Source organism: Amycolatopsis thermalba, assembly GCF_023376025.1.
GTDB classification, from domain to species: domain Bacteria; phylum Actinomycetota; class Actinomycetes; order Mycobacteriales; family Pseudonocardiaceae; genus Amycolatopsis_E; species Amycolatopsis_E thermalba.
The window spans coordinates 6,933,363-6,959,676 of sequence record NZ_CP091196.1 but is presented as its reverse complement, the minus strand read 5'-3'; the positions used below and the strand labels follow the sequence as shown (position 1 = coordinate 6,959,676).

At 69.9% G+C, this 26,314-nt stretch carries 25 protein-coding genes; 13 read left to right on the top strand and 12 right to left on the bottom strand.

Translation table 11 applies throughout. The features are described from left to right. Nucleotides 1–29: 29 nt before the first annotated feature. The 3 genes from L1857_RS33665 to L1857_RS33655 are packed head-to-tail and all read left to right on the top strand — an operon-like array spanning nucleotide 30 to nucleotide 2,618. Complete coding sequence (locus tag L1857_RS33665; protein ID WP_116114490.1) at nucleotides 30–938, top strand: aldose 1-epimerase family protein; 909 nt, start codon at nucleotides 30–32, stop codon at nucleotides 936–938. After that, nucleotides 931–1,395 carry a GNAT family N-acetyltransferase gene (locus L1857_RS33660; RefSeq protein WP_116114488.1) on the top strand — a complete coding sequence of 155 codons (465 nt, stop codon included), beginning with the start codon at nucleotides 931–933 and terminating at the stop codon, nucleotides 1,393–1,395. The genes L1857_RS33665 and L1857_RS33660 overlap by 8 nt, the downstream gene beginning before the upstream one ends. 11 nt (nucleotides 1,396–1,406) lie before the next feature. Next, nucleotides 1,407–2,618 (top strand): amidohydrolase, encoded by a 1,212-nt coding sequence (locus L1857_RS33655; protein WP_094009097.1) that lies wholly within the window; start codon nucleotides 1,407–1,409, stop codon nucleotides 2,616–2,618. A 352-nt stretch (nucleotides 2,619–2,970) separates the two neighbouring features. Here L1857_RS33655 and L1857_RS33650 read toward each other — a convergent pair whose 3' ends face one another. Then, on the bottom strand, nucleotides 2,971–4,107 hold the full coding sequence (locus tag L1857_RS33650; RefSeq protein WP_116114486.1) for an acyl-CoA dehydrogenase family protein: 1,137 nt from the start codon (nucleotides 4,105–4,107) through the stop codon (nucleotides 2,971–2,973). A gap of 68 nt (nucleotides 4,108–4,175) precedes the next feature. On the opposite strand from L1857_RS33650, the gene L1857_RS33645 reads away from it, so the two are divergent. From L1857_RS33645 to L1857_RS33625, 5 genes are all read left to right on the top strand, one after another. Next, nucleotides 4,176–4,781, top strand: a complete 606-nt coding sequence (locus L1857_RS33645; RefSeq protein WP_116114484.1) for a TetR/AcrR family transcriptional regulator — start codon at nucleotides 4,176–4,178, stop codon at nucleotides 4,779–4,781. Beyond that, nucleotides 4,778–5,698, top strand: a complete 921-nt coding sequence (locus L1857_RS33640; protein WP_094009090.1) for a carbohydrate kinase family protein — start codon at nucleotides 4,778–4,780, stop codon at nucleotides 5,696–5,698. Before L1857_RS33645 ends, L1857_RS33640 begins: the two co-directional genes overlap by 4 nt. Nucleotides 5,699–5,891: 193 nt before the next feature. Continuing rightward, nucleotides 5,892–7,202: a citrate synthase gene (locus L1857_RS33635; protein ID WP_094009091.1), complete on the top strand. Its 1,311-nt coding sequence runs from the start codon at nucleotides 5,892–5,894 to the stop codon at nucleotides 7,200–7,202. Nucleotides 7,203–8,569: 1,367 nt separating this feature from the next. Beyond that, entirely contained in the window at nucleotides 8,570–9,094 is a 525-nt protein-coding gene (locus L1857_RS33630; protein WP_162831240.1) for a hypothetical protein, read from the top strand. Between the two features lie 43 nt (nucleotides 9,095–9,137). Beyond that, complete coding sequence (locus L1857_RS33625) at nucleotides 9,138–10,349, top strand: IS256 family transposase (protein ID WP_429728364.1); 1,212 nt, start codon at nucleotides 9,138–9,140, stop codon at nucleotides 10,347–10,349. A 99-nt stretch (nucleotides 10,350–10,448) separates the two neighbouring features. Here the strand turns inward: L1857_RS33625 and L1857_RS33620 are convergent, their stop codons facing one another. After that, complete coding sequence (locus L1857_RS33620) at nucleotides 10,449–11,231, bottom strand: SDR family NAD(P)-dependent oxidoreductase (protein ID WP_094004418.1); 783 nt, start codon at nucleotides 11,229–11,231, stop codon at nucleotides 10,449–10,451. Between the two features lie 109 nt (nucleotides 11,232–11,340). On the opposite strand from L1857_RS33620, the gene L1857_RS33615 reads away from it, so the two are divergent. Beyond that, nucleotides 11,341–11,976 (top strand): TetR/AcrR family transcriptional regulator, encoded by a 636-nt coding sequence (locus L1857_RS33615; protein WP_094004419.1) that lies wholly within the window; start codon nucleotides 11,341–11,343, stop codon nucleotides 11,974–11,976. Nucleotides 11,977–12,004: 28 nt separating this feature from the next. On the opposite strand, the gene L1857_RS33610 is transcribed toward L1857_RS33615, so the two are convergent. Further along, a complete protein-coding gene (locus L1857_RS33610; protein ID WP_094004420.1) occupies nucleotides 12,005–12,325 on the bottom strand; it encodes a hypothetical protein in 321 nt (106 codons plus the stop codon). Between the two features lie 31 nt (nucleotides 12,326–12,356). On the opposite strand from L1857_RS33610, the gene L1857_RS33605 reads away from it, so the two are divergent. Both L1857_RS33605 and L1857_RS33600 read left to right on the top strand, forming a co-directional pair. Then, nucleotides 12,357–12,683, top strand: a complete 327-nt coding sequence (locus L1857_RS33605; RefSeq protein WP_094004421.1) for a hypothetical protein — start codon at nucleotides 12,357–12,359, stop codon at nucleotides 12,681–12,683. Nucleotides 12,684–12,772: 89 nt separating this feature from the next. Next, complete coding sequence (locus tag L1857_RS33600) at nucleotides 12,773–14,116, top strand: cryptochrome/photolyase family protein (RefSeq protein WP_094004422.1); 1,344 nt, start codon at nucleotides 12,773–12,775, stop codon at nucleotides 14,114–14,116. A gap of 425 nt (nucleotides 14,117–14,541) precedes the next feature. Here L1857_RS33600 and L1857_RS33595 read toward each other — a convergent pair whose 3' ends face one another. The 6 genes from L1857_RS33595 to L1857_RS33570 all read right to left on the bottom strand — a co-directional run bounded on the left by L1857_RS33595 (nucleotide 14,542) and on the right by L1857_RS33570 (nucleotide 20,186). After that, the gene (locus tag L1857_RS33595) at nucleotides 14,542–15,402 is read right to left on the bottom strand and encodes an IS3 family transposase (protein WP_249467338.1); all 861 of its coding nucleotides are present in this window, start codon (nucleotides 15,400–15,402) and stop codon (nucleotides 14,542–14,544) included. Between the two features lie 17 nt (nucleotides 15,403–15,419). Next, the gene (locus L1857_RS33590; protein WP_249464791.1) at nucleotides 15,420–15,701 is read right to left on the bottom strand and encodes a transposase; all 282 of its coding nucleotides are present in this window, start codon (nucleotides 15,699–15,701) and stop codon (nucleotides 15,420–15,422) included. Nucleotides 15,702–16,022: 321 nt separating this feature from the next. Continuing rightward, on the bottom strand, nucleotides 16,023–17,210 hold the full coding sequence (locus L1857_RS33585) for an ABC transporter permease (RefSeq protein WP_094004423.1): 1,188 nt from the start codon (nucleotides 17,208–17,210) through the stop codon (nucleotides 16,023–16,025). Beyond that, nucleotides 17,207–18,115, bottom strand: coding sequence for an ABC transporter ATP-binding protein (locus L1857_RS33580; protein WP_094004424.1), 909 nt, complete (start codon nucleotides 18,113–18,115; stop codon nucleotides 17,207–17,209). The genes L1857_RS33585 and L1857_RS33580 overlap by 4 nt, the downstream gene beginning before the upstream one ends. A 14-nt stretch (nucleotides 18,116–18,129) precedes the next feature. After that, nucleotides 18,130–18,783 (bottom strand): TetR/AcrR family transcriptional regulator, encoded by a 654-nt coding sequence (locus L1857_RS33575; RefSeq protein ID WP_233157141.1) that lies wholly within the window; start codon nucleotides 18,781–18,783, stop codon nucleotides 18,130–18,132. A gap of 218 nt (nucleotides 18,784–19,001) precedes the next feature. Further along, on the bottom strand, nucleotides 19,002–20,186 hold the full coding sequence (locus L1857_RS33570) for a C39 family peptidase (protein ID WP_116111570.1): 1,185 nt from the start codon (nucleotides 20,184–20,186) through the stop codon (nucleotides 19,002–19,004). A 68-nt stretch (nucleotides 20,187–20,254) separates the two neighbouring features. Here L1857_RS33570 and L1857_RS33565 point away from each other — a divergent pair, with 68 nt between their 5' ends. Both L1857_RS33565 and L1857_RS33560 read left to right on the top strand, forming a co-directional pair. Next, nucleotides 20,255–21,289 (top strand): MDR family NADP-dependent oxidoreductase, encoded by a 1,035-nt coding sequence (locus L1857_RS33565; protein ID WP_205413308.1) that lies wholly within the window; start codon nucleotides 20,255–20,257, stop codon nucleotides 21,287–21,289. Continuing rightward, nucleotides 21,286–22,389 carry a winged helix DNA-binding domain-containing protein gene (locus tag L1857_RS33560; protein WP_116111569.1) on the top strand — a complete coding sequence of 368 codons (1,104 nt, stop codon included), beginning with the start codon at nucleotides 21,286–21,288 and terminating at the stop codon, nucleotides 22,387–22,389. Before L1857_RS33565 ends, L1857_RS33560 begins: the two co-directional genes overlap by 4 nt. A gap of 7 nt (nucleotides 22,390–22,396) precedes the next feature. On the opposite strand, the gene L1857_RS33555 is transcribed toward L1857_RS33560, so the two are convergent. The 3 genes from L1857_RS33555 to L1857_RS33545 form a co-directional block, all read right to left on the bottom strand. Then, nucleotides 22,397–22,804 carry a PaaI family thioesterase gene (locus L1857_RS33555; RefSeq protein ID WP_027933891.1) on the bottom strand — a complete coding sequence of 136 codons (408 nt, stop codon included), beginning with the start codon at nucleotides 22,802–22,804 and terminating at the stop codon, nucleotides 22,397–22,399. Nucleotides 22,805–22,813: 9 nt separating this feature from the next. Then, nucleotides 22,814–24,511, bottom strand: a complete 1,698-nt coding sequence (locus tag L1857_RS33550) for a TIGR03767 family metallophosphoesterase (RefSeq protein ID WP_094004533.1) — start codon at nucleotides 24,509–24,511, stop codon at nucleotides 22,814–22,816. 85 nt (nucleotides 24,512–24,596) lie between these two features. Then, nucleotides 24,597–26,219: a long-chain fatty acid--CoA ligase gene (locus tag L1857_RS33545; RefSeq protein WP_094004428.1), complete on the bottom strand. Its 1,623-nt coding sequence runs from the start codon at nucleotides 26,217–26,219 to the stop codon at nucleotides 24,597–24,599. Nucleotides 26,220–26,314: the final 95 nt, after the last annotated feature.

Genomic DNA, 26,314 nt, shown 5'->3' with positions numbered 1-26,314 from the left:
TTAGTTCGCCGCCCAGTATCTTCGGGGCCATGGCCAACCCCACGGGACAGCAGTTCGAGATCACCCGCGGCAACGCGCGCGCCGTCGTCACCGAGATCGGTGCGGGCCTGCGGGCGTTCGAGATCAGCGGCGTGCCCTACCTGGAGACCTTCGCCGAGGACGCCCACCCGCCGAAGGGCGCCGGGCAGATCCTGCTGCCGTGGCCCAACCGCACCAAGGCCGCCCGGTGGACCCACCGGGGCGAGGAGCAGCAGCTGGAGGTCACCGAGGAGGCCCGCGGCAACGCGATCCACGGCCTGACCCGGCACCGCGAGTGGACGCTCGTCGAGCACGCCGAATCGTCGATCACCTTCGAGATCGACGTGGAGAAGCAGCCGGGCTGGCCGGTGCCGCTGCAGGCCCGGATCACCTACGACCTGGCGCCGCGCGAGCTGACCGTCACCCACGAGATCCGCAACGAGGGCGAGTCGGCCATCGGCGTCGGGGTGGGCGCGCACCCGTACTTCCGCATCGGCGACGTGCCGACCGACGAGCTGACGCTGACCCTGCCCGCCACCCGCGTGCGGCCGTACCTCGGCGACCAGCAGCTGCCCTACGGCGACGAGCAGGACACCGCCGGCACCGAGTACGACTTCCGCGCGGGCCGGGTCCTGGCCAGGGTCGACCTGGACACCGCGTTCGGCGGTCTCGTCGCCGGTGACGACGGCCGGTTCCACCACGTCCTGTCGCACGGCGAGCGCAGCGTCGACGTGTGGACCGGGCCGGACTTCAAGTGGGTGCAGGTGTTCACGCCCGCGGACCTGGTCGGCCGCGGCCGCGCGGTCGCGATCGAGCCGATGACCTGCCCGGCCGACGCGCTGAACTCGGGCACCGATCTGATCGAGCTGGAGCCGGGCACGTCGTGGACCGGCAGCTGGGGAGTCCGGGTCCATGGCTGAGCCGATCCGGCTCGGCGCGGCGGACGCGGGCGAGCTGCTGACCCTGCAGCGCGCCGCGTTCCTCACCGAAGCGCGGGCGCATCGCAGCTTCGACCTGCCGCCGCTGACCGAGACGCTCGGCGAGCTGGCCGCGGTGCTCGCGGATCCGGACGTGGTCACCTGGGGCGTGCGGGAGTCCGGGCGGTTGGTCGCGAGCGTCCGGATCCGCCTGCGCGGCGAGGTGGGCGAGGTCGGCCGCCTGGTGGTCGCTCCCGACCGGCAGGGCGCGGGACTCGGCTCGGCGCTGGTGAAGGCGGCCGAGGATCGGCTGCCGCCGCAGGTGCGCGTGCTGCGGCTGTTCACCGGCGAGCTGAGCGAGGGCCCGCTGCGCCTGTACGCCCGGCTCGGATACGCCGAAACCGGGCGAACCCCCGAGGCGCACTACCACCTCGTGCACCTGGAAAAGCGGTTCCGTTAGCGTTGCTCACCATGGTGAAGGCGATTGTGGGCGGATACGTGGTGCCGGTCGAGGGTGACCCGATCGACGGCGGCACGGTGCTGATCGAGAACGGCAGGATCTCCGCGGTCGGCACGGCCGCGGAGGTCGACGTCCCGGAGGACGCGGAGCTGGTCGACGCCTCGGGCACCTGGGTGCTGCCCGGGTTCGTCGACGCGCACACCCACCTCGGCGTGCACGAGGAGGGCGAGGGCTGGGCCGGCAACGACACCAACGAGATGACCGACCCGAACGGCGCCCGCTTCCGCGCGCTCGACGGCATCGACCCGTTCGAAATCGGCTTCGACGACGCCCTGTCCGGCGGCGTGACGAGCGTGGTGATCAAGCCCGGCTCGGGCAACCCGATCGGCGGGCAGACGGTCGCCGTGAAGACGTGGGGCCGCACCGCGCTCGACATGGTCTTCGACGAGGCGGTCAGCGTGAAGAGCGCGCTGGGCGAGAACCCGAAGCGCGTGTACGGCGACAAGGGCCAGACGCCGTCGACGCGGCTGGGGGTCGCGGCGATCATCCGCGAGGCGTTCACGAAGGCCCGCAACTACGTCGCGCAGCGCGACCACGCGCGGGCCGAGGGCAAGCCGTTCGACGTCGACCTGACGCTGGAGACCCTGGCGAAGGTCCTCGACGGCGAGCTGTACTGGGACCAGCACACCCACCGCGCCGACGACATCGTCACCGCGATCCGGCTGGCCGAGGAGTTCGGCTACAAGCTGGTGGTCAACCACGGCACCGAGGGGCACCTGATCGCGGACGTGCTGGCGGAGAAGGGCGTCCCGGTGATCCTCGGGCCGCTGTTCACCACGCGGTCGAAGGTCGAGCTGCGGAACCGGACGCTGCGCTCGGCCGGGATCCTGGCGCGGGCCGGGGTGCGGATCGCGATCACCACGGACCACCCGGTGGTGCCGATCAACTTCCTCGTGTACCAGGCCGCGCTCGCGGTCAAGGACGGGCTGGACCCGGAGACGGCGCTGCGGGCGCTGACGGTGAACCCGGCGGAGATGCTGTCGCTGGACGACCGGATCGGCTCGCTGAAGCCCGGCCTGGACGCCGACATCGTGCTGTGGTCCGGCGACCCGCTGGACGTGATGAACCGCGCCATGCGGGTCTTCGTGCGCGGCCGCGAGGTCTACCACTTCGACGACGCGAGCGGCGAGGGCGTGGTGGCGCCGCGCCGCTACGCCGAGTAGCGCTGCGGAACGCGGAACCCGCCCGCGCGAGTCCCACGCTCAGCCGCGCGAGTTCCACGCTCAGCCGCGCGAGTCCCACGCTCGGCCGCGCGAGTCCCACGCTCAGCCGCGCGAGTTCCACGCTCGGCCGCGCGAGTTCCACGCTGGGGCGGGCGAGTTCCACGCTCGGCCGCGCGAGTTCCACGCTGGGGCGGGCGAGTCCTACGCTCGCACGCGAGTCTCGCGTTCAGCCGCGCGAGTTCCACGCTCGGGCGGGCGAGTCCCACGCTCAGCCGCGCGAGTTCCACGCTCGGCCGCGCGAGTCCCACGCTGGGGCGGGCGAGTTCCCCGCTCGCCCCAGCGAGTTCCGCAATCAGGCCCGCTTCAGGTGGCGGGCGATCACCATGCGCTGGATCTGGTTGGTGCCCTCGAAGATCTGCGGCACCTTCGCCTCCCGCATGTAGCGCTCCACCGGGAAGTCGCGCGTGTAGCCGGCTCCGCCGAGGACCTGGACCGCGTCGGTGGTCACCTTCATCGCCGCGTCGGTCGCGATCAGCTTCGCGACCGACGCCTGGCGGCCGAACGGCATCCCGCGGTCCCGGCGCCGCGCCGCGTCGAGGTAGGTCGCGCGGGCCGAGTCGACCGCGGCGGCCATGTCGGCGAGCAGGAACTCCAGCCCCTGGAAGTCGATGATCGGCTTGCCGAACTGCGTGCGCCCCTTCGCGTACGCCACCGCCTCGTCCAGCGCCGCCTGCGCCAGACCCACCGCGCAGGCGGCGATCCCGAGCCGTCCGGAGTCCAAAGAGGACAGCGCGATCCGCATCCCGGCGCCCGCCGGGCCGATCAGCCGGTCGGCGTCCACCCGGGCGTCGGAGAAGATGATCTGCGCCGTGGTCGACCCGGTGAGCCCCATCTTCCGCTCCGGCGGCGCCGCGGACAGCCCCGGCGTGCGCCCGTCCACCAGCAGGCACGAGATCTCGTCCTCGCCCGTGCGGACCATCGTCGTGTAGAAGTCCGCCTTGCCGCCGTGCGTGATCCACGCCTTCGTGCCGTTGACGACGTAGGCGTCCCCGTCCAGCCGCGCCCGCGTCGCCAGCGCCGACGCATCGGACCCGGCGTGCGACTCCGACAGCGCGTACGCGCCCAGCAGCTGCCCCTCGAGCATGTCCGGCAACCAGCGGTCGCGCTGCTCGTCGGTGCCGTAGTTCACCAGCGCGTAGCAGGACATGATGTGCGTCGACAGCCCGACGCCGACCGACATCCACGCCGCCGCGATCTCCTCCACGACCTGCAGGTACACCTCGTACGGCACCTCGCCGCCGCCCCAGCGCTCGGAGTACGGCAGCCCGAGCAGGCCCGACTTGCCGAGCAGCCGGAACTGCTCCCGCGGGAAGCGCTCGGCCTCCTCGTACTCGGCGGCGAGCGGCTTGAGCTCGTCGCGGGCCAGTTCCCTCGCCAGCGCGATCAGGTCCTCGTATTCGCGGTCGGGGAGCAGGCGGTCGACCGGCATGGTTGCCTCCGGGTGTACTCGAAGCAGTACTCTGTAATCGTCTCCAGTACAGCACATACGGTGGTTCCATGACCAGTCGCGAGGTGCTCCCGCCATCGGGCGGCAAGGCGCTGACCTCCCGGCAACGCGCGCTGCTCGCCGAGCTGGAGGAGCTGTTCCTGGTCGACGGTTTCGTCCACTTCACGCTCGACGACCTGGCGGCCAAGACGCACTGCTCGAAGTCGACGCTGTACGCGCTGGCGCCGAGCAAGGAGCAGCTCGCCGTCCGGGTGGTGCAGCACTACTTCAAGAGCGCCGCCGGCGAGCTCGACGAGCGGATCGCCGGCGTCGAGGACGCCCGCGAGATCATCGGCGTCTACCTGAGCGGCATCGCCGACCACCTGAACCGGGCGTCCGCGGCGTTCATGCGGGACATCAACGACTTCGCCCCGGCGCGCGCGGCCTACGAGCTGAACAGCCGGGCCGCGGCGGCGAAGATCCGGTCGTTCATCGCCAAGGGCGTCGCGGACGGGGTGTTCCGGAACGTGCACGCCACGCTCATCGCGGAGATGGCCACGGTGCTCGTCGAGGCCATCCAGACCGGCGTGGTCGGCTCCCGCACGGGGGTGACCGACGCCGAAGCCTTCACGGCGCTGTCCGAGTTGCTCCTGGGCGGGCTAGCATCTCGCCCGTGATCGTGGTGGGTGGCGAGGCGCTGGTCGACCTGGTGCCGGGTGCCGAGAAGACGAACGACGGCCTGACGTCCCTGGTGCCGCGCCTCGGCGGCGGCCCGTACAACGTGGCCCTCGCGGCCGGGCGGCTCGGCACGCCGACCGCGTTCCTGTCCCGGATCTCGACCGACCGGTTCGGTCAGGCCCTGCGGGAACGGCTGATGGCCTCGAATGTCGACATATCGATGGTGCAGGAGGGCGTGGAGAACACGACCCTCGCCGTCGTGGCCCTCGCGCCGAACGGGTCGGCCAGCTACACCTTCTACACCGAGGGCACGGCCGACCGCCTCGTCGCCGACCCGGGACCGCTGCCCGAGGACGTCACCGTGCTGTGCCTGGGCACCCTCGGCATGGTCCTGGAGCCCGGCGCCACCACCTACGAGACCGTGCTGCGCCGCGAGGCCGCTCGGGGTGTGCTGACCGCGCTCGACCCGAACATCCGGGCCGACCTCATCGCCGACGCCGACGCCTACCGCCGCCGGTTCGCGTCGTGGCTGCCCGACGTGCGGCTGCTGAAGCTGTCCGACGACGACGGCGAGTGGCTGGCTGGCCCGGCCGGGCTGGACGCGGCGATAAAGTCGTGGCTCGACGCCGGGGTGGACGCCGTGGTGCTGACCCGCGGCGGCGACGGGTTGGCCGTCCACACCGCATCCGTGACCGTTTCGGTACCGTCCGCGCCCGCCGAGCTGGTGGACACGATCGGCGCCGGCGACACCGTGCAGGGCGCGCTGCTGTCGTGGCTGCACGACCGGAATGTGGGCACGCTCACCGATCTGGGCGAGTCCGGTTGGCGCGAGGCCTTGACTTTCGCGGCCAAGGCTGCGTCCATCACCGTGTCCCGGAGCGGCGCCGAACCGCCCACCGCGGCCGAGATGGTGTGAACCTGATCCCAACGGTTTGCTCTAGGTAACACAACGGCTGCGCGAAGGCCCGTTGTTCGACTAGCGTAATGGGGGAATTAATACCCCAGCGGGGCGGTGTGCGCGGACGATTTCCGGTCACGCGCGATCACAAAGCTGCCTGTGTGACCTGCAGGAGCTGCCGGCCCGTGTGACCGTGAGAGGGACGACCTGCATGTCCGACGCGACTGCGGCGACCGGTGGCGGCACCGTATCGCTGCGCCTACCGACTGGCGAGCACGAGCTGAAGGTTGTCAATGCCGTCGAGGGTGCTCCCGGCATCGAGCTGGGGAAGCTGCTGGCGTCGACCGGGTACATCACGTATGACCCTGGTTTCGTCAACACCGGGTCGTGTTCCTCGGCCATCACCTACATCGACGGCGACGCCGGGATCCTCCGTTACCGCGGCTACCCCATCGAGCAGCTGGCCGAGCGTTCCAGCTTCCTCGAGGTGTCCTACCTGCTGATCTACGGCAACCTGCCGACCCAGGCGCAGCTGGACGACTTCACGCAGAAGATCAACCGGCACACCCTGCTGCACGAGGACCTCAAGCGCTTCTTCGACGGCTTCCCGCGTGACGCGCACCCGATGCCGGTGCTGTCGTCGGCGGTGGCCGCGCTGTCCACCTTCTACCAGGACTCGCTGAACCCGTTCGACGAGCCGAACGTCGAGCTGTCCACCGTCCGGCTGCTGGCCAAGGTGCCGACGCTGGCGGCGTACGCGTACAAGAAGTCCATCGGCCAGCCGTTCCTGTACCCGGACAACTCGCTGGGCCTGGTGGAGAACTTCCTGCGGATGACGTTCGGCCTGCCCGCCGAGCCGTACGAGGTCGACCCCGAGGTCGCCAAGGCGCTGGACCTGCTGTTCATCCTGCACGCCGACCACGAGCAGAACTGCTCCACGTCGACGGTGCGCCTGGTGGGTTCGTCCGAGGCGAACCTGTTCGCGAGCATCTCGGCCGGCATCATGGCGCTGTTCGGGCCGCTGCACGGTGGCGCCAACAGCGCCGTGCTGGACATGCTGAACGGCATCAAGGCCGACGGCGGTGACGTGGCGAACTTCGTCAGCCGCGTGAAGAACAAGGAAAAGGGCGTGCGCCTGATGGGCTTTGGCCACCGGGTGTACAAGAACTACGACCCGCGCGCCAAGATCATCAAGCGCACCGCGGACCAGATCCTCGGCAAGCTCGCGCCCAACGACGAGCTGCTGGACATCGCGAAGCGCCTCGAGGAGACCGCGCTCTCCGACGATTACTTCATCGAGCGCAAGCTCTACCCGAACGTCGACTTCTACACCGGGTTGATCTACCGCGCGCTCGGGTTCCCGACGCAGTTCTTCACGGTGTTGTTCGCGCTCGGCCGGCTGCCCGGCTGGATCGCGCACTGGCGCGAGATGATCAACGACCCGCAGACCAAGATCGGCCGCCCGCGGCAGATCTACATCGGCGAGAAGGAGCGCGAGTACACCGCGATCTCCGAGCGCTGAGTTCGTCCGGCGTTCTTTCGACGGCGCGTCCCTGGTGGGGCGCGCCGTTTTGTTTTGTTCGGGCGGTGGATGCTCCAGTGATGCCGGGGGTGAGTGGGCATCTTGTGGGTGCGTGAGTGGCGCTTTGGTGCGGCTGCCGGGGGTGCGTGCCGCGGTTGGTCCAGTGATGCGGCGGTGAGTGGGTATCGCGTGGGTGCGCGAGTCGCGCTCACGCGCGGCTGCGAGTGGTGCCCGTGCGAGTGGCGCTCTCGCGCGGGCGCGAGGGTGCCCGTGCGAGTGGCCCTCTGGTGGGTGCGTGAGTGGTCCTCTCGCGCGGTGTCAGCGGGCGGGTGCCGCGGTTGGTCCAGTGATGCGGCGGTGAGTGGGCATCTTGTGGGTGCGTGAGTGGCGCTTTGGTGCGGCTGCCGGGGGTGCGTGCCGCGGTTGGTCCAGTGATGCGGCGGTGAGTGGGTATCGCGTGGGTGCGTGAGTCGCGCTCACGCGCGGCTGCGAGTGGTGCCCGTGCGAGTGGCCCTCTGGTGGGTGGGCGAATGGCCCTCTCGCGCGGTGTCAGCGGGTGCGTGCCGCGGTTTGCTCCAGTGATGCGGCGGTGAGTGGGCATCTTGTGGGTGCGTGAGTGGCGCTTTGGTGCGGCTGCCGGGGGTGCGTGCCGCGGTTGGCCCACTGATGCGGCGGTCAGTGGGTATCGCGTGGGTGCGCGAGTCGCGCTCACGCGCGGCTGCGAGTGGTGCCCGTGCGAGTGGCCCTCTGGTGGGTGGGCGAATGGCCCTCTCGCGCGGTGTCAGCGGGTGCGTGCCGCGGTTTGCTCCAGTGATGCGGCGGTGAGTGGGCATCTTGTGGGTGCGTGAGTGGCGCTTTGGTGCGGCTGCCGGGGGTGCGTGCCGCGGTTGGCCCACTGATGCGGCGGTGAGTGGGCATGTCGTGGGCGTACGAGTGGCACTGTCACGCGGGCGCGAGTGGCGCTCTCGTGCAGGTGCGAGTGGCGCCCCTGCGAGTGGTGCCCCTGCGAGTGGTGCTCTCGTGGGTGGGCGAATGGCTCTCTCGCGCGGTGTCAGCGGGCGTCCTACCGCGGTTGGTCCAGTGGCGCGGTGGTCAGTGGGCATGTCGTGGGCGTGCGAGTGGCCCTTTCGCGCGGGCGCGAGTGGAACCCGCCCGAGGCATCTGGCGCGCGGTTCCTGAATCTCAGGCAGCTCCCGACAACCCAGCGGGCTCTCCCAAACCGAGTCGACCCCCGAAACCAGCCAGAGTCCCGGAAACTGAGCCCCAAAACCCGGCCGGCTCTCCAAAAGAATCACCCCGCCGCCAGGCACCCGTTCGCCTCCCGGGGCTCGTTCTCGCTGTACCGCTTGCCTATCAAGGAGGCACACGTGGGCACCCGGACCCGGCTGCAAGCCCAGCTCGACCGGGCACAACGCGTCCTGACCGACATCGACGCCGCCAGCATGCCGGCCAGTGACCGTGGGACGGCTGATCGAGGAAGTCAGCACGCAGAGGGAAGCCGCGATTCGGGCCACAATGGACCGGCTGCTGCGCGGGGAGATCCCGCGTGGCGGCAAGTGCGACGTCAAGGCCCTCGCCGCGGCCAGCGGCGTCCCGCGCGCCGCACCCACCTGCCCCTCAAGGAGGTGTTCGAACGCCGCCGCGACCAACTGCGGGACGCCGGAGCCATCGCCGACCCCCGCGACGCTCAGATCGACCGGCTCAAGCAGCAAGTGCACCAGCTCAAGCAACGCTTGTCCGCCAAGGAACAGCAGTACACCGAGCTGACCGCCTTCCGCATCCAGGCCCTCGGGACTGTTTCAAGATCGGTGTTTCTGGCCCGACACGCCGGGCTGAGGTCCGGCGGGATGGGCACTGTGAGTGATGACATCTGGGGCTGTGACTCCACGTAAGAGTGAGAAGCGGTTGTCACCGGAGCAGGCCGCTGCGGTGGCGATGGTGGCCGAGGCCCGGCAGCGGGGGCTGGAGCTGACCGGCCCGAACGGGCTGTTGAAGCTGTTCACCAAGAACGTGTTGGAAACCGCGCTGAATGAGGAGATGACCGAGCACCTCGGACATGAGAAGCATCGTGCCGAGCCGGGGCGTGATTCGGCGAATGTGCGTAACGGGACCCGGAAGAAGACGGTGCTCTCGGACGCGGCCGGCGAGGTGGAGATCGAGGTTCCGCGGGATCGGGAATCCACGTTCGAGCCGCAGATTGTGAAGAAGCGGCAACGTCGGCTCACCGATGTGGACGAGATCGTGCTGTCCCTGTATGCGAAGGGGATGACCACCGGTGAAATCTCGGCGCATTTCGCCGAGATCTACGGCGCCTCGGTGAGCAAGGAAACGATCTCCCGCATCACCGACAAGGTCGTGGCGGAGATGCAGGACTGGGCCAGCCGTCCGCTCGACGTCGTCTACGCCGCGGTGTTCATCGACGCGATCGTGGTCAAGGTCCGCGACAGCCAGGTGGCCAACCGGCCTTTCTACGCCGCCATCGGTGTCACCGTGGACGGCCGTAAGGACGTGCTCGGCCTGTGGGCGGGCAGCGGCGGCGAGGGCGCCAAGTTCTGGATGAGCGTCCTGGTCGATCTGAAAAACCGCGGCGTGAAGGACGTGTTCTTCCTCGTCTGCGACGGTTTGAAAGGCTTGCCCGAGGTGGTGGAACAAGTCTGGCCGGCCGCGATCGTGCAAACCTGCATCATCCACCTCATCCGCAATTCGTTCCGGCTCACCTCCCGGAAATACACCGACGCGCTCAAACGGGACCTCAAAGCCATGTACGAGGCCCCCAACGCGACAGCGGCGGAAGTGGCGTTGCAGGAACTGGACGACAAATGGTCTGCGCAGTATCCGGCGCTGGTCCGACTGTGGCGCAACGCCTGGACCGAGTTCGTGCCGTTCCTCGATTACGACGTCGAGATCCGAAAAATGATCTGCTCGACCAACGCGATCGAATCGCTCAATGCCCGCTACCGGCGGGCGGTGCGAGCCCGCGGCCACTTCCCAACCGAGCAGGCCGCCCTGAAGTGCCTGTACCTTGTGACCCGCAGCCTGGACCCCACCGGCACAGGCCGCGCCCGATGGACGATGCGCTGGAAACCCGTACTCAACGCCTTCGCCATCACCTTCGGTGACCGCTGGCCGGCCGCCGAAACCTACTAACCGAACCGCCAGAAACACCGATCACGGGATAGACCCCCACCGGGCCCCCGCAGAAACCCAGCCGGACCGACGGGGCGCTCAGGGCGGCTGGTGATTCGGTCACGCCGCCGTCGTGTCGGGCTGCAGGGCGGGGCCGAGCAGGAGCCCGCCGTCCGCGACGAACTCCGAGCCCGTGACGAATGAGGCGTCGGCCGAGGTGACGTAGAGGAGCAGAGCGGTGATGTCGGCCGGGGTGCCCAACCGCGGGATGGCGTACGGCTCGGGCGAGAAGAAGTCCGCGATGGGCGGCTGGCCCGCGATCGGCTCGCTGATCAACGGGGTGGAGATGACGCCGGGGTGGATGGAGTTGACCCGGATGCCGTCCCGGCCCAGCTCCAGCGCGGCGGTCCTGGTGAGCCCGCGCAGCGCCCATTTGCTGGCGACGTAGGGCGCGTAGAGCGACGTGCCGACGTGGGCCATCGTGGAGGCGATGTTGACGATCACTCCGCCGCCGTTGCGGCGCAGTGACGGGGTCACGGCCTTGATGCCGAGGAACGCGCCGGTGAGGTTGACGTCGAGAATGCGGTCCCAGACCCGCCGTTCGATCGCCTCGATCGGCACTGCGGGGTTCTGGACGCCGGCGTTGTTGACCAGCACCGCGATCGGCCCGAAATGGCGTTCGGTCTCGGTGACCGTCGCGGCCCAGGCGTCCTCATCGGTGACGTCCAGGCGGACGAACAGTGCCCGCTCGCCGAGTTCGGCGGCGAGTTCTTCGCCCGGCCCTTCGGAGAGCGCGGCGATGACGACGTTCGCCCCCTCCTCGTGGTAGGCCCGGACGTGGCTGGCGCCCTGCCCGCCGGTGCCGCCGGTGACGAGAACGGTGTGCTTGTCGAAGCGTCCCATGACGCGGTCCTCTCTACAAACGGAGGTGAGTCGAGTGACTCACCTCGCCACCAAGCTACGTCCACGACAGGTGGTGAGTCAAGTGACTCGTCTCGCGTAGGATGCGTCCATGACGACGGAGTCTTCGACCTACCACCGGCGCGTCGCCGAGCAGAAGCGGGCAGCCATCATCGAGGCGGCCACCCGACTGTTCCTCGACGGCGGGTACGCCGGCACGTCGTTGGCCAAGGTCGCCGAGGCAGCTGGGGTGTCGAAGGCGACCCTGTTCAAGCAGTTCCCGACCAAGGCGGCGCTGTTCGACGCGATCGTGACGGAGTCCTGGAAGGTCGAGGACGAAGGCGACCTCCGCCCACCGACGGGCGACCTGCGGGCGGGCCTGACTGCGATCGGCCGCCGGTACGTTGCCCTCCTTACCCGGCCCGGCATGGCGGCCCTCTTCCGCATCGTCATCGCCGAGCTGCCACGCTTCCCCGAGTTGGGCGAGGCCCACTTCGAGCGCGGCAAGATGCCCTACTTCGACTCGGTACGCCGGTATCTCGACACCGAGAAAGCCCTAGGAACGGCCAAGCTGGACGACACGGAGCTGGCAGCTACCCAGTTTCTCGGGATGATCTCCAACTACGTCTTCTGGCCCCGGATGCTGCTCATGAACTGGTCTCCCGACGACGCATCGATGGCACACGTCGTGGACGAGGCCGTACTGATGATGGAAGCCAGATACGGCGTCGCGAACACCACCAACTGAAGCGGCAGGCGCCGTGTGTGAAGGTTGGTCAGCGGGCCGGCAAATAGTGCTCCGATCGAAACAGCTGCTCGGGGTTCTCCGACCCGAGCCGGTCCCGGGTCAGGCGCTCGGCGAACCCGAGGAAGTCCGCCGAGTGGCGCGGAACCATGAACGGCTGCCGCATGAACCAGCGGCTCTCCCGGCCCAGCCCGGGCACGCGGTGCCGACCCCACCGGAACCCGAAGTACCGCAGGATCCACCACGGCACGCTGAGCGCGACCTTGCTCCAGCCGCCCGCCGGCACGTGCTCGACCGCCGCGTCCGCCCCGCCCGGTCCGCGCTGCCCGGTCCAGTCGCGCAGCAACCGCACGATCGGCCGGTCGCCCTTGCGCGAGCCGGTAGTGGTCGAAGTGCTTGAGGTGGCCGTGGCCGAACGCGTCCGCGCCGAGGCGGTCGTACAGCTCTTCCAGCAGCGGCAGGACCGCCGGGTTGCGCACGGCGCCGGCGTCGAGGTAGGCGTGCGGGACCTGGCGGAGCTCGACGTCCAGCTGGGCGCCCGGCCGGGGCAGGAACGTCACCGAACCCGGTTTGCGGAGCAGGCAGACCAGGGGGAGCGGCACGTCGCCGCGGACGCGGAGCTCCGGGCCAAACAGCGTCCGGACCCGGCCGACCAGGGCATGGGCGCCCACGAACACGGGGTTCTCCGGTGTCTGCCGCACATGATCTAGACGTACGCACGGTCACCGGCGTTCCTGGCCGAGTAGTCGCCGAGCCGGATTGACCCGGATCGCCTAGAGTCGGACCGGTGGGTACCGCCTTGTTATGGTTTCGGCGCGATTTGCGGTTGGCCGACCTGCCCGCCCTGCTGAGCGCGAGCGAACGCGCCACCCGGGTACTCGCGCTGTACGTGCTGGATGAAGCGCTGCTGAAGCCAGCGGGCAGGCCACGGCAGGCGTTCCTGTACGGGTGCCTGGAGTCGCTGGCGGAGAGCCTGGACGGGCGGCTGATGGTGGTGCACGGCGATCCCGTGCGCGAGGTGCCGCGAGTGGCCCGGTCGATCGGTGCGGGCAGCGTGCACGTCAGCACCGACACCGGGCCGTACGGACGCCGCCGGGACCGGGCGGTGGCCGAGGCGCTGGGGGAGATCGAGTGGGTCGAGTGCGGTTCGTCCTACGCCGTGACCCCGGGCCGCATCACCAAACCGGACGGCGAGCCGTACCGGGTGTTCAGCGCGTTCTACCGGGCCTGGTGCCGGCACGGGTGGCGCGCCCCGGCCGCGCGGTCCGAAGTGGACTGGCTCGAACCGGAGGAACCGTTTCGCCTGCCCGGAATCCCCGACCTGGGCTCGATGTCCCTGCCGCGCCCGGGCGAGGCTGCCGCGCGTGAGGCGTGGGAGAGGTTCCTCGACGGCGGTCTGGACGGTTACGCGACCGACCGCGACCGCCCCGACCGGCCCGCCACGACGCGGCTGTCGCCGTACCTGCGCTGGGGCTGCATCCACCCGCGCACGCTGCTGGCCGGTCTGGATGCGGTGCGTGGCAAGGACGCCGAGTCGCTGCGCAGCGAGCTGGCGTGGCGCGAGTTCTACGCGGACGTGCTGTACCACCGCCCGGAAACCGCGCGGCGGAACTACGACAGCCGGTTCGACGAGCTGGAGTACGACACCGACCTGGACGCTTTCGAGCGGTGGCGCACGGGCCGGACGGGCTACCCGATCGTCGACGCGGGGATGCGGCAGCTGCTCGCGGAGGGCTGGATGCACAACCGGGTGCGGATGATCGTGGCGAGTTTCCTGGTCAAGGACCTGCACCAGCCGTGGTGGCTGGGCGCGCGGCACTTCATGAACAGTTTGGTTGATGGCGACCTGGCGTCCAACCAGCTGAACTGGCAGTGGGTGGCGGGCACGGGAACGGACCCGGCGCCGTTCTTCCGCGTCTTCAACCCCACCACCCAGGGCGAAAAGTTCGACCCGAACGGCGACTACGTGCGACGGTACGTGCCGGAACTACGGGAGATTCCAGGGAAAGCCGTGCACCAACCCTGGAAGTTGCCGCACCCCCCGAAGAACTACCCGTCCCCGATGGTGGACCACGCGGAGGAACGAAAGGTAGCGCTAACCCGCTTCAACGCAATCAACCAGAGCGCGCAGCGCAGCCTTTGAACCCAAGGTAGCTGGGTGGTCATCCCGTCGCCTGACACGTGACGATCACTTTGAGCCAGGCCCGCAACCCGGGCTCTCTCCCGCGGCCGAACATGCCAACCTTGCGGGCCTGGCTCAAAGTGATATGCACAAACCGGAAGGCGACGGGATGACCACCCGGCGACCACCCACCCGAGGTGAGGTGCCTGCATTCCCCCGTCATCCCGGAGCCTGCCCGTCCGGCGAGGACATCTTTTGATCTTTAGAGGTGACGTTGGGCAGGCGAAGAGCCCGCCCTACGGGCGGAGGCGCCTACGGCGCCGGAAGGTCACCTTCCGACCACCCCCGCCCCCGATGCCTGATTGTGTTTCAGTCGCCGAGCAGTCGTGTCAAGGCGGGAAAGTGATGTGCTCCGAAAATCTCGGACGCGGCTCAAGCGGACTGTATCACGCAACCTGCTGATTGGTGAACCATTCGTCGAGCACTTCGATCGGTGGTCGATATCCCAGCGCTGAATGTAGTCGGCGTGTGTTGTAGAAGCCTTCGATGAAGCGGATGATCTCGCGGCGAGCCTCCTTCTTGGTCGCGAAATGTCGGTGGTGCATCCACTCCGTCTTCAACTTCCCGAAGAACGACTCGGCCATAGCGTTATCAAAACAGATCCCGGTGCGGCCCATTGATTGCCGAACATTCTCTTCTCGTAGTAGTCGCCCAAAACTGTAGGAGGTATATTGGCTACCGCGGTCGGAGTGGAAGATCGATCCGGCGGGCAGTCGGATACGGTGCGCTGCCATCGTCATCGCCGTGCACACCAGTTCTGCATCGTAATGCTCATCCACAGACCATCCGAGGATGCTTTTCGAGTAGCAGTCGATCACTGTTGCCAGGAAGAGTGCGCCTTCACCGGTGTTGAGCTGCGTGATATCGCCGACCAGTTTCTCCCCAGGTGCCGACGCGGTGAAGTTCCGTCTGACCAGGTCGGGGATCGGGCCGGCAACCCGGTCGGCGACGGTCAGCCCGCGCCGGGGCTTGACCTGCACGGGAAACAGTCGCGCCTGGCGCATGAGCCGCCGCACCAGCTCGTCGTCGACCTGTACGCCGCCGCGCACCAGCTCGGCATGCACGCGCCGATAGCCGTAGGTGCGCTTCGAGGCGGCGAACACCACGCGAATCTGCTCGATCAACAATCCCCGGCGCTGTTCCTGCGCCGAGACCGCGCGACGCTCCCAGTCGTAGAAGCCCGAGCGTGACACACCCATCAGCCGACACATCAGGGCCACATCGAAATGCGCCTTCTCCGCTGCAATACACGCGTAGCGCTGGGCTACCGTTGTTCTTTCGCGAAGAAGGCTGCCGCTTTTTTCAGGAACGCGTTCTCCTGCTCCAGTTCGCGGATACGCCGCTCCAGCTCGCCCACCTGACCCCGCGTCGCGGTCGGCGACTCTTCAGCTCTCTTCTTTTTCTCGGCCGTCACCCAGTTATGCACCGTCTGCGCGACCAAATCAAAATCGCGCGCCGCTTCGGTATAGCTCAGCCCGCCCTCGAGTACCGCGTTGACGACCTCAGCCTTCAATTCCGGCGAGTACTTTCTCGGTCTCCTTGCCATGAAACACTCCTCCGGGCTCCTCCGCCAGTCTACTTGGAAGACGTGTCCGGAGACCTCGGAGCACATCAAAAGAGTACCTTGACACGCCTGATCGGCGACCAAAAGCGGGCTGTGGATCGGGGGCGGGGGAGGTCTGGTTGGGGTAGTCGGTGCTGTTGCGTTGCCGGCCGGCGGTTGTGCAGGGCTGCCGCGCGGCCCCGGGGGTGCTCGGTGCTGTCGCGTTGCCGGGCGGCGGTTGTGCAGGGCTGCCGCGCGGTCAGGCTGATTACCAGCCCGCTTGCGTTCCCGGCCGCCGGTCATGCAGGCCCGCCGCCGGTCTTCCTACAGCCGCAGTGCTGCCCGTAGCCTTACCCGGCTTCCCGTCTGCAGCACCGCGTTCCGGTACACCCGGCCGCTCACCCAGGTCAGCAGCGCCCCGAACAGCACGGTCAGCACGAGCGCCACCGCCACCTCCCACGTCGCGGCCACCCCGGCGGCGATCCGGCCCGGCATGAGGATCGGTGAGAACACCGGGATCAGCGACAGCACCTGGGCACCAGTGGAATCCGGGTCCTGGATCAGCACGTTGAACCCCGCCACGAAGCCCACCATCAGCGTCATGCTCACCGGCGTCACCACCGACGCCGTGTCCTCCTGCCGCGACACCAGCGAACCGGCCGCCGCGTAGACCGTCGCGTACAGGAAGAACCCCAGCAGGTACCACAGCAAGCCCCAGGCGACCGTGCCGATCGCGACTCCGCCCAGCGTCAGCACGCCGCTGCCGACCGTCATCGCCAGTCCGGCCACCGCCAGGATCAGCAACTGCACCAACCCGACCAGCCCGAGCCCGATCACCTTCCCCAGCATCAGCTGCCACGGCCGCAGCGTGGACAGGAGGATCTCCACGACCCGGCTCGCCTTTTCCTCGACCACGCCCTGCGCGACCATGCCGCCGTAGGCCTGGATCGCGAAGAACATGAGGAACACGATCACCAGCCCGACCGCGAGCCGCTGGCCGGCGTCCGCGTCGCGGGGTTCCAGCTCGGTCAACTGGACCTGCGCCTGCCCCACCTCCCGCATCACCTGCGCCGGGTCGAGGTCGGCCTCCAGCAGCTTCGCGTCCAGCACCTGCTGCTGCGCGATCCCGTTCAGCACGGCCCGCAGCCGCTGGTCCAGCTCCGATTCCACCACCACCCGCAGGTCGGCGGCGCTGCCGGAGACCAGCGCGTCCAGATCACCGTCGCGCACCTGCTGCTCGCCCTGTTCCGGGCTCGCCACCAGCACCGTCTCGACGTGCGAGCCGGCCGCTTCGGCCGCCTCCCGCAGCTGCGCCGCGATGCCCGTGGTCTGCCCGGTCAGCCCGACCTTCGAGGTGTCCGCGTCCTTGATCAGCGTCGCCTGCAGCAGCAGGTACCCGGCCAGCACCAGCAGGATCACCACGGTCCCGACGACGAACGACCGCGTGCGCAGGCGCGTGTTGAGCTCCCGCCGCGCGACCAGGAACACACCCTTGATGGGCGAGACCGTCATTCTCCGCTCCCCGTGACCACGTTCCGGAACAGCTCGGCCAGGCTCGGCCGCCGCCACCGGAATTCTCGCACCGCCCCGGTCGCCAGCGCGGCCGACAGCACGTGCTGGTCGTCCACCCCCGGATCCAGCTCCAGCACGGTCCGGCCCGGCTCCTCGGCCACCACCCGGACCCCGGCCAGCTCCTTGGCCCAGCCCGGAGCGGCCTCCGGCGCGGACACCACCAGCCGCGACCCGGCTGCGGAGGTCAGCTCCGCCACCGTCCCGCACGCGACCATCCGTCCGTTTTGGATGATCCCGACGCGGTCGCACAACCGCTCGACCAGATCCAGCTGGTGGCTGGAGAACACCACCGGCACGCCGGTCGCCGCCTTCTCCCGCAGCACCTCGCTCATCACGTCGACCGCGATCGGGTCCAGCCCGGAGAACGGCTCGTCCAGCACCAGCAGCGCCGGATCGTGCACGAGCGCGGCGGCGAGCTGCACGCGCTGCTGGTTGCCGAGGCTGAGCTTCTGCACCTCGTCCCGGCGCCGCTCACGCAGCCCCAGCCGCTCGATCCACCCCTCGGCCGCCTGGTGCGCCCGCGTGTTGTCCAGCCCGTGCAGCTCGGCGAGGTACACCAGCTGGTCGAGCACGCGCATCTTCGGGTACAGGCCGCGTTCCTCGGGCATGTACCCGATCCGCGTCCGGGTGGCGAGCGTGACCGGGTCACCGCCGAACCGCACCTCGCCGCGGTCCGCCGCGAGCACGCCCAGCACGATGCGCATCGTCGTGGTCTTGCCGGCGCCGTTGCTGCCGACGAACCCGAACAGCTCACCCGGTCCGACCTCGAAGGAGATGTCGTCGAGGGCCACCACGGGTCCGTAGCGTTTGGACAGCCGGTCGATGGTCAGGGCTGGTGCGGGCAAGGACGTCCTCGGGGTCACAGCGGCCGCAGGGCCGCGTTGAGGTGGTGGGCCAGTTCGCCGAGCAGCGCCTCGGCCGCGACGTCCGCGGTGGCCGGCCGCAGCGACAGCACGAACGACTGCACCACGAGCAGCACCGACCGCGCCTGCACGGCCGTGGATCCGCGCCGGATCGAGCCGTCCCGGTGCCCGGCCTCCAGCAGCGCGACGATGAACTTCTCGCCGAGCCGCTGGGTGCCGCCGAGCCGTTCCAGCATGTAGGGCACGACCAGTGCGGTGTCCACGTCGAGGATCGTGCGCATCAGCGGGTCGGCGTTGAGCAGCCGCACCGCGGCCACCGAGCTGCGCACCAGGCGCGCGCGGGCGGTCGGCGCGTCGGCCCCGCTCACCGTCGCCTGGTGCAGCAGCGCGCCGAACTCGCGGGTCATCAGCGCCGACAGCACGCTGTGCACGTCGGGGAAGCGCCGGTAGAGCGTCATCCGGCTGACCTTCGCGGTCCGCGCGATCTCGGCCAGCGTGGTGCGCCGCAGCCCGGAGGCGAGGACGCACCGGCGCGCGGCGTCGAGCAGGACGTCGTCGGACACGCGTGCCGCCGTGGGACGTCCGCGGGCGTTCGCGAGCGCGCTGGGGGGCCGGGCCTCGCCGATCACAGCGCGACTCTCATCGTCCATGGGTCGCACTGCAGCCCGTTGCCGCCATTGTTGACCACCATGCCTCGTGGTTAGTCTGCCCCCACCGGTACCGAGAGTATCGGGAAATCCGGCGTGAGGCGCGGTGTCTTTTGTAGGCGGGCGATATTAGACGATCGCGCAGGAGGCGACCGCCGTGACCCGAACGGGTTCACCAGTTACCAGTAAGCGCTCTGGCCTCGATGTCCCCGTCGGCGCGGTCAGGGCGTGATCAGGTAGACGACGCCGCCCGGACCGCTCGCGACCGAACCGTCGGCGGTGTGCCGTTTGGTGCGCTGCCAGATGTTCTCGAACTGGGCCCGCGGATAGATGGTGCGCACGTTGTCGTTGGTGTTCGCGGCCGGGTCGTTGGCGATGACGTCGCCGTTCTCGGTGAACCCGATGACCACCATGATGTGCCCGGCGGTGCCGTAGCCCGCGCCGTCGAGTTCGTCCGCCAGGAAGGACTGCGACGTGATGACCGGGATGCCGCGGGCGATGTAGTCCTCCAGCTCGGTCAGCGAGTGCAGCCGGGTGACGTGCCCGCGCAGGCCGAAGGTGGCGGCGTAGGCGGTGTTGAACGGCCAGTTCCCGGTGCCCTCGTAGGTGTGGTCGTAGGTGTAGCGGGCCGCGTAGTCGACCGTCCGGTCCGGGTAGTCCGCGGGGATCCAGGTCATGTCCTCTTCGCGTGGGCGGCGGCCCCAGTACTCGACGACCATTTCGGTGGACGTCGGGCTGCACCAGCTCTCCCCGCCGCCGCCGTACTCCGGGAAGTGTCCCTTGTGGATGTTCTGCGCGTACGCGGGCACGGGTAGCTCGATGCCGGATGCCTTGCCCGGTCGGGAAACCGGCACCTCGAACCGGTCCGGCACGTTCGACGTCATCGCGCCCACCGCGCTGACCGAAGCCGTCGCGCGCGTGCCCGGGACGCGGTAGAGCGAGACCCGCAGCCGGTACGAGCGCAGCAACACGCCGGGTTTCATCACGAGCGTGTCGACCGAGACCCGCGCGTGCGCGTCGTCCTGGCCCTCGACGCTCGTCCGCTCGATGTCCTCGTCCCCGCTCGCCCAGCGGCCCATCACGTACCACGCGGTCTCCTCGCCGGTCGCGGTCCGCGCCTGCGCCTCGACCTGGATCCACGTCCGCGGCGGAGTCCGGGCGTTCCACGACGCGATCAGTTCGGTGGCGTCGAAGCCGGGTGCGTGGAACGGCGAGGTCCACTGCGACCGCTCGTAGTCCCGGCCCGCGTAGGACTCGACACCGGCGGGCGCGAACGGACCGGCCGGCGCCCATGAGTGGTAGTCGATCGCCTCGTCGCCGGTGCGGCCGGGGGAGGCGGACGCGGGTTGCACGGTCACGGTCGCCATCATGGCGGCGGCCAGCACGGCGAGCAGAGCGCGGGTCATCCGCAAATTCTCACCCGCCGCGGCGGTGGTGTAAACCAGTTGCCAACCATGAGGTGCGCCCGGGTGAAGTGCGCGGCCGGCGAGTTCCGGTCAAAAACTGGCCGGAAGCCTTTCTAGGGTCGATCTCGGCGGCCACCCGCGAGACGAGGACAGAACATGATCGCGCCCGTGAGATCCAGCTGACCGCCCAGGTCACCGGCGCCCCCGGGCTCGGCCACTTCACCGTCGCCACGGCCGAGGTGGACGGCGAGGTCCTGGTGCGCGCCGACTGCACCCTCCCGGTCCCGGCCTGGCAGCCGGGGCAGCGGGTCGGGGTGGCTGCCATCGGCACCGTGGTCCGGTCGGACAGCCCCGAACTCGAGGCCGGCGACCTGGTCCAGTCGATGACCGGCTGGAGCGAGTACTCGGCAGGCCCGGCCGGCTCGTACGTCAAGCTCGATCGGGACCTCTTCGCCGACCCCGGCTACCACCTCGGCCAGGGACCGACCGCCTACTACGGGATGGCCGAGGTGGCGGCCGTCGGCGAAGGCGACGTGGTGTTCGTCTCCGGTGCGGCGGGCGGGGCCGGCTCGCTGGCGGGGCAGATCGCCAAGTGCCTCGGCGCGGCGCGGGTGATCGGCAGCGCGGGCAGCCCGGCGAAGGTCGACTACCTGGTCGACGAGCTCGGATTCGACGCCGCCTTCGATTACCACGACGGCTCCGCGGCCGACCGGCTGCGGGAGCTGGCGCCCGAGGGCATCTCGGCCTTCTTCGACGTCGTGGGCGGCGAGCAGTACCAGGGCGCGCTGCAGGTGGCCCGGCCTGGCGCGCGATTCGCCCTCTGCGGCTCGCTGTCCAGCCAGCTCGGGGACGCGGCGCAGCGCTGTCCGGCGCCCGATCGCGCGGCGGCCGGGGCCAGGGGCGTCGAGCTGCTGCCGTTCTCCTGCTACCACACGCCGGAGCAGATCGCGGCCTGGCGTGAGCACTTCAGCAGCTGGCTGGGCGAGGGCCGCTTCGTCTACCCGCAGACCGTGGTCGAGGGTGGGATCGAGGACGGGCCGCAGGCGTTCCTCGCCCTGCTGCGGGGTTCCTACCGGGGCAACGTCTCGGTGCGGCTGTCGTGACCACACTCTCCCTCCGGGCTCTGAACCGGGCGCTGATGGACCGCCAGTTCCTGTTGCGGCGCACCGATCGCACCCCGCTGGAGGTGATCCGGCACCTGGTCGCGGTGCAGGCGCAGGAGCCCAACTGGGCCTATGTCGGGTTGTGGAGCAGGATCCACGCCTTCACGCAGTCCCAGCTCACCGCGCTGCCGGCGGACCGGCAGGTGGTCCGCTCCGCTCTGCTCCGCAGCACCCAGCACCTCGCCGCGGCCGACGACTTCCGTCGGCTGCGGCCGCTGCTGCAGCCCGTGCTCGATCGCACGGCCGGCTCGCCCCACTTCAGCCGGAACGGCACCGGCCCGGACCCCGCGTCCCTGGTGGCCGAGGGACTCGAACTGCTCGCGGGAGGAACGCTGTCGCGCAAGGAGCTGGCCCGGCGGCCGGCCGAACGCCATCCGGGGCGCGACGGCCGGAACCTGGCCGGGGAGCTGGAGTTGCGCACTCCTCTGGTCCACGGCGTGGCCACCGGCGCGTGGGGTTCCTGGGGCAACCGGTCGGGGGTCTCGGTCACGCCAGCCGAGGCCTGGCTGGGACAGCCGATGGCGGCAACGGCGACCGCCGCCAAGGAGCTGATCCGCCGCTACCTGGCCGCCTTCGGCCCCGCCGGGGTGAAGGACGTCCAGGCGTGGTGCGGACTGACCCGCCTGGCCGAGGTCGTCGCGGAGATGCGCGCCGAACTGCGCCGCTACTCCGGCCCCGACGGCGGGGAACTGCTCGATCTGGCCGACGCCGAGCTGCCCGACCCCGAAACACCCGCTCCGGTGCGGCTGCTGCCCGCCTTCGACAACGCCCTGCTCGGCCACGCCGACCGGACCCGGGTCATCAGCGACGAGGACCGCAAGCGGGTGATGCCCGGCCAGGCGCGGGTGCGGCCCACCATCCTGGTGGACGGCCGGGTGCGCGGAACCTGGTCCCTCGACGCGGGAACGCTGTGGCTCACCCCGTTCCGCCCGCTGCGCGCAGCCGATCGGGCGGCTCTGGAGCAGGAAGCCGAGCGGCTGCTGCCCTTCGTGGGCGGCGGGGACGTGTCCTACGGCGACCCTGCCACCGCCCGGTCATGAGGCGTCGCTAGAGGACGGACTGGCTCTGCGTCACCTTCGCGACGAGCTTGCCGGCGTCGTCGTGCAGTTCGGTCTCCACCACGACCACCTTGCGCCCGGCGTGCAGCGGCCGGGCCGTCGCGGTCACGTGCCCCTCGCGCACCCCGCGCAGGAAGTTCGTCTTCGACTCGATCGTCGACGTGCCCTGCGCGCCCTCGGGCAGGTTGAGGAACGCGCACACCGCACCGGTCGAGTCGGCCAGCGCCATCAACGCGCCGCCGTGCAGCACGCCACCGATCGTGCACAGGGTCGCGTCCCACGCCAGCCGCGCCCGGACGACGTCCTTCGAGTGCTCCAGCACCTCGATGCCGAGCCGCTCGGAGAACGGCATCGACTGGTGGAACAACGCCGTCCCGGCCTCGTCGAGCTGAGTCATGATCCGTTCCTACCGCAACGGGTGGACCAGTAACAACTCCGTGTTGTGGTCGGCGGCCGCGCCGGTGCGGGCCGGGTCGGCGTGCAGGTCGTTGAACGACAGCTCCCGGTACAGCGACGCCAGCGCGGCCGGCGAGGTGTCGCCGTAGTCCGCCGCGTACGGCGCCTGCGCCTCGATCAGCGTGGTGAACAGCGACAACGTGCCGTCGGCGTTGTCGGCCACCTCGATCACGCGCGCGTGCTGCGGGAAGTCGATGTGCGACGCGGTGTTGATCTCCCAGAACCCCTGCGCCGGGGTCGCGCCGGGGCGCGGCGTGATGCGGTTTTCGTGCGTGTGCCCGTTGACCCACGCCAGCACGTTCGGGAACCGGTGCAGGAGCGCGACGAACGCGTCCCCGGTCAGGCGCGGCTCCAGCGGGTGGCGCGCGTCGGGCAGGACGTTGCCCATCGTGTCCGACGTGTGGTGGCTGAACAGGATGAACAGCTCGTCGGTGACCGAGCGGGTGACCCGGTTGCCCCAGACGTCGTAGTACACCGAGCTGCCCCGCTTGAGCGTCTGCTCGACCCACCGGTACTGCCCGAGCCCGATCGAGCCGTCGGCGAACCCGGCGAGCGTGGTGGTGTCCAGGCTGATGCCGGTGATCCCCGGCGCGATGCGGAACGTGTAGTAGACGTCGATGCCGTCGGCGTTGCCGCCGGTGAAGCCGTGGCCCTCCGGGCCGGGACCGGTGTGGGCCGGATCGAGGTGCGCCTGCACGAACTCGGCCGTGGTGAACGGCCTGCGGCGCTCGTCGGGCGTGATCTCGCGGATCGTGCCGCTGCCGCCGAACAGCTCGGTGACCGGCACGCTCGCGCCCGGCGTGCGGATGGCCCGCGCCAGCTTCTGCGCGGTGCCCGAGTCCTTGCCGACGACCTTGTAGCGGCCGGTGTACCAGTGCGCCATCCCGGGCAGGTCCGGCAGGCTGCCCACGATGCTGTCGTCGTGGTTGCCGAACGTGCAGTACCACGGCACGTCCAGGCCGGCGGAGGTGAACGTGCGGGTGCCGGCGGTGAGGACGCCGGGGAGCACCGGGAACGCCGACCAGTCGCCGTCGAGCCGACGGTCCGGGTTCCAGTACAGCGGGTCCCCGGAGGCCTGCACGCCCTCGTACCGCTCCGGGTCGCCGGAGTTCGGGGTGACCTCGCCACCGTTGAGCACGCCGAGGAACCAGTCCAGCTCCAGGTGCTCGTGGTTGTCGGTGTTGTCGCCGGTGGTCATCACGAAGTCGAACGGCCGCCCGGTGAACGGGCCGCGCCGCAGGCTGTTCACCCGGTCCACCAAGGCCGCGGTGGCCACGGAGCCCAGTGTCTCCTGTGGACGGTGGGCCGAGCCGATCAGCGGGTGCAGGTACTCGAACCGCGCCGGCGACTCGGAGTCGGTGATGTGCAGATCGGTGAACTGGACGAACGAGGTGAGCGCGACGCGCCGGTCGTCGCGGCCCGCCGTCCCGGCCACCAGGTCCTCGCGCACGACCAGCGGCCAGCCCGGCCCGCCGGTCAGCCGCGTGTAGGCAGCGGCGCCGTCGACCGGGGTCGCGACGCTGTCCAGCGTGGTGCCCGCCGTGCCGATCGCGCGCCGGGTGCTCTCCCGCAGCGCCCGGTCGAGCGCCTGCGCCGACGGTGCCGCGACGACCAGCCCGAGCCCGGCCGCGCCCGTGGCCGCCAGCATCTGCCGCCTGCTGATTCCCATGCATCCCCCAGGTGTGCGAAGGCCATCCGCATCGAAGCCGACGCGGATGGCCTCCGGGCGAACATCAGAAGTGCGTCACGTCGAGTTTGCCTTGCGAGTGGAAGGCGCGCAGCCGTTTCTTGTCGAACTTGCCGACGCTGGTCTTGGGCACCTCGTCGATGAACGTCCAGTGCTCCGGCAGCTGCCACTTCGCGACCTTGTCGGACAGGAACTCGCGCAGCTCCTCCGCGGTCACGCTCTGGCCCTCCCGGACCACGACCGCCACCAGCGGCCGCTCGTCCCACTTCTCGTCCGGCACGCCGATCACCGCGGCCTCGGCGACCGCCGGGTGGCTCATCACGGTGTTCTCCAGGTCGACCGAGGAGATCCACTCGCCGCCGGACTTGATGACGTCCTTCGCGCGGTCGGTCAGCGTCAGGTAGCCGTCCGGGCTGATCTTGCCCACGTCACCGGTGCGCAGCCAGCCGTCGTGGAACTTCTCCGGGTCCGCGCCGCCGTGGTAGGCGCCCGCGATCCACGGGCCGGCGACCTCCAGCTCACCGACGGACTCGTTGTCCCACGGCAGCACGTTGCCGTCGTCGTCGATGAGCCGGGCGCGCACCGACGCCGGGAACCGGCCCTGCGTGTACCGGTACTGCCACGCCTGCTCACCGGTCGCGCCGGCGGGCGGGCGGGCCACGCTGCCCAGCGGGGACGTCTCGGTCATGCCCCACGCGTGCAGGATCGGCACGCCGTAGCGCTCCTCGAAGGTGTGCATCAGCGCCGGCGGGCAGGCCGAGCCGCCGACCACCACCTCGCGCAGGTGCGAGATGTCCTGCGGCTCGGCTTCGAGCTGCTGCAGCAGGCCCTGCCAGATCGTCGGGACCGCACCGGCGAACGTCGGCTTCTCCGAGGCCAGGATCTGCGCGAGCGGCTTCGGCTGCAGGAAGCGGTCCGGCATGATCAGCGACGCGCCGACCATCATCGCCGCGTACGGCATGCCCCAGGACATGGCGTGGAACATCGGCACGATGACCAGGGCCCGGTCGGCGGGCGAGAGCTGCATGCTGTCGGTCATGCAGACCTGCATCGAGTGCAGCCAGATCGAGCGGTGCGAGTAGACGACGCCCTTGGGCTCACCGGTCGTGCCCGACGTGTAGCACATCGCGGCCGCCGAGCGCTCGTCGATCTCCGGCCAGTCGAAGGTGTCCGGCTGGGCGGCCAGCAGCGCGTCGTAGGAGTGCACCTCGACCCCGGACGGCGCCTGGAGCGTCGCCGGGTCGCCGTTGGCCACGATGACGTGCCGGACCGTCTTCAGCTCCGGCAGCTGCTTGGCCAGCAGCGGCACCAGCGAGCCGTCGACCAGCACGACCTGGTCCTCGGCGTGGTTGGCGACGAACGTCAGCTGCTCGGGGAACAGCCGGATGTTGAGGGTGTGCAGCACCGCGCCCATCGCGGGGATCGCGAAGTAGGCCGCCAGGTGCTCGGCGTTGTTCCACATGAACGTGCCGACGCGCTGGTCGCCGGTGATCCCCAGACTACGGAGCGCGTTCGCCAGTCGCGCCGCGTTACGGCCCAGATCCGCGTACGTCTCGCGGCGGGGACCCTGGTCGGTCCAGGTCGTCACCTGACTGGTGGCGTGCACCCGGCTTCCGTGTTCCAGCAGGTTGGCAAGGGAAAGCTGTCCGTCCTGCATCGTGCTCAGCATGGGCACTCCCGCGCGGTGAAGTTCGGCGATGAACGTGTCTGCGGTCACTCTAAGTGGAAGACACCGCCCGTCGCCAGAACCGGCCGCCCCCGCCC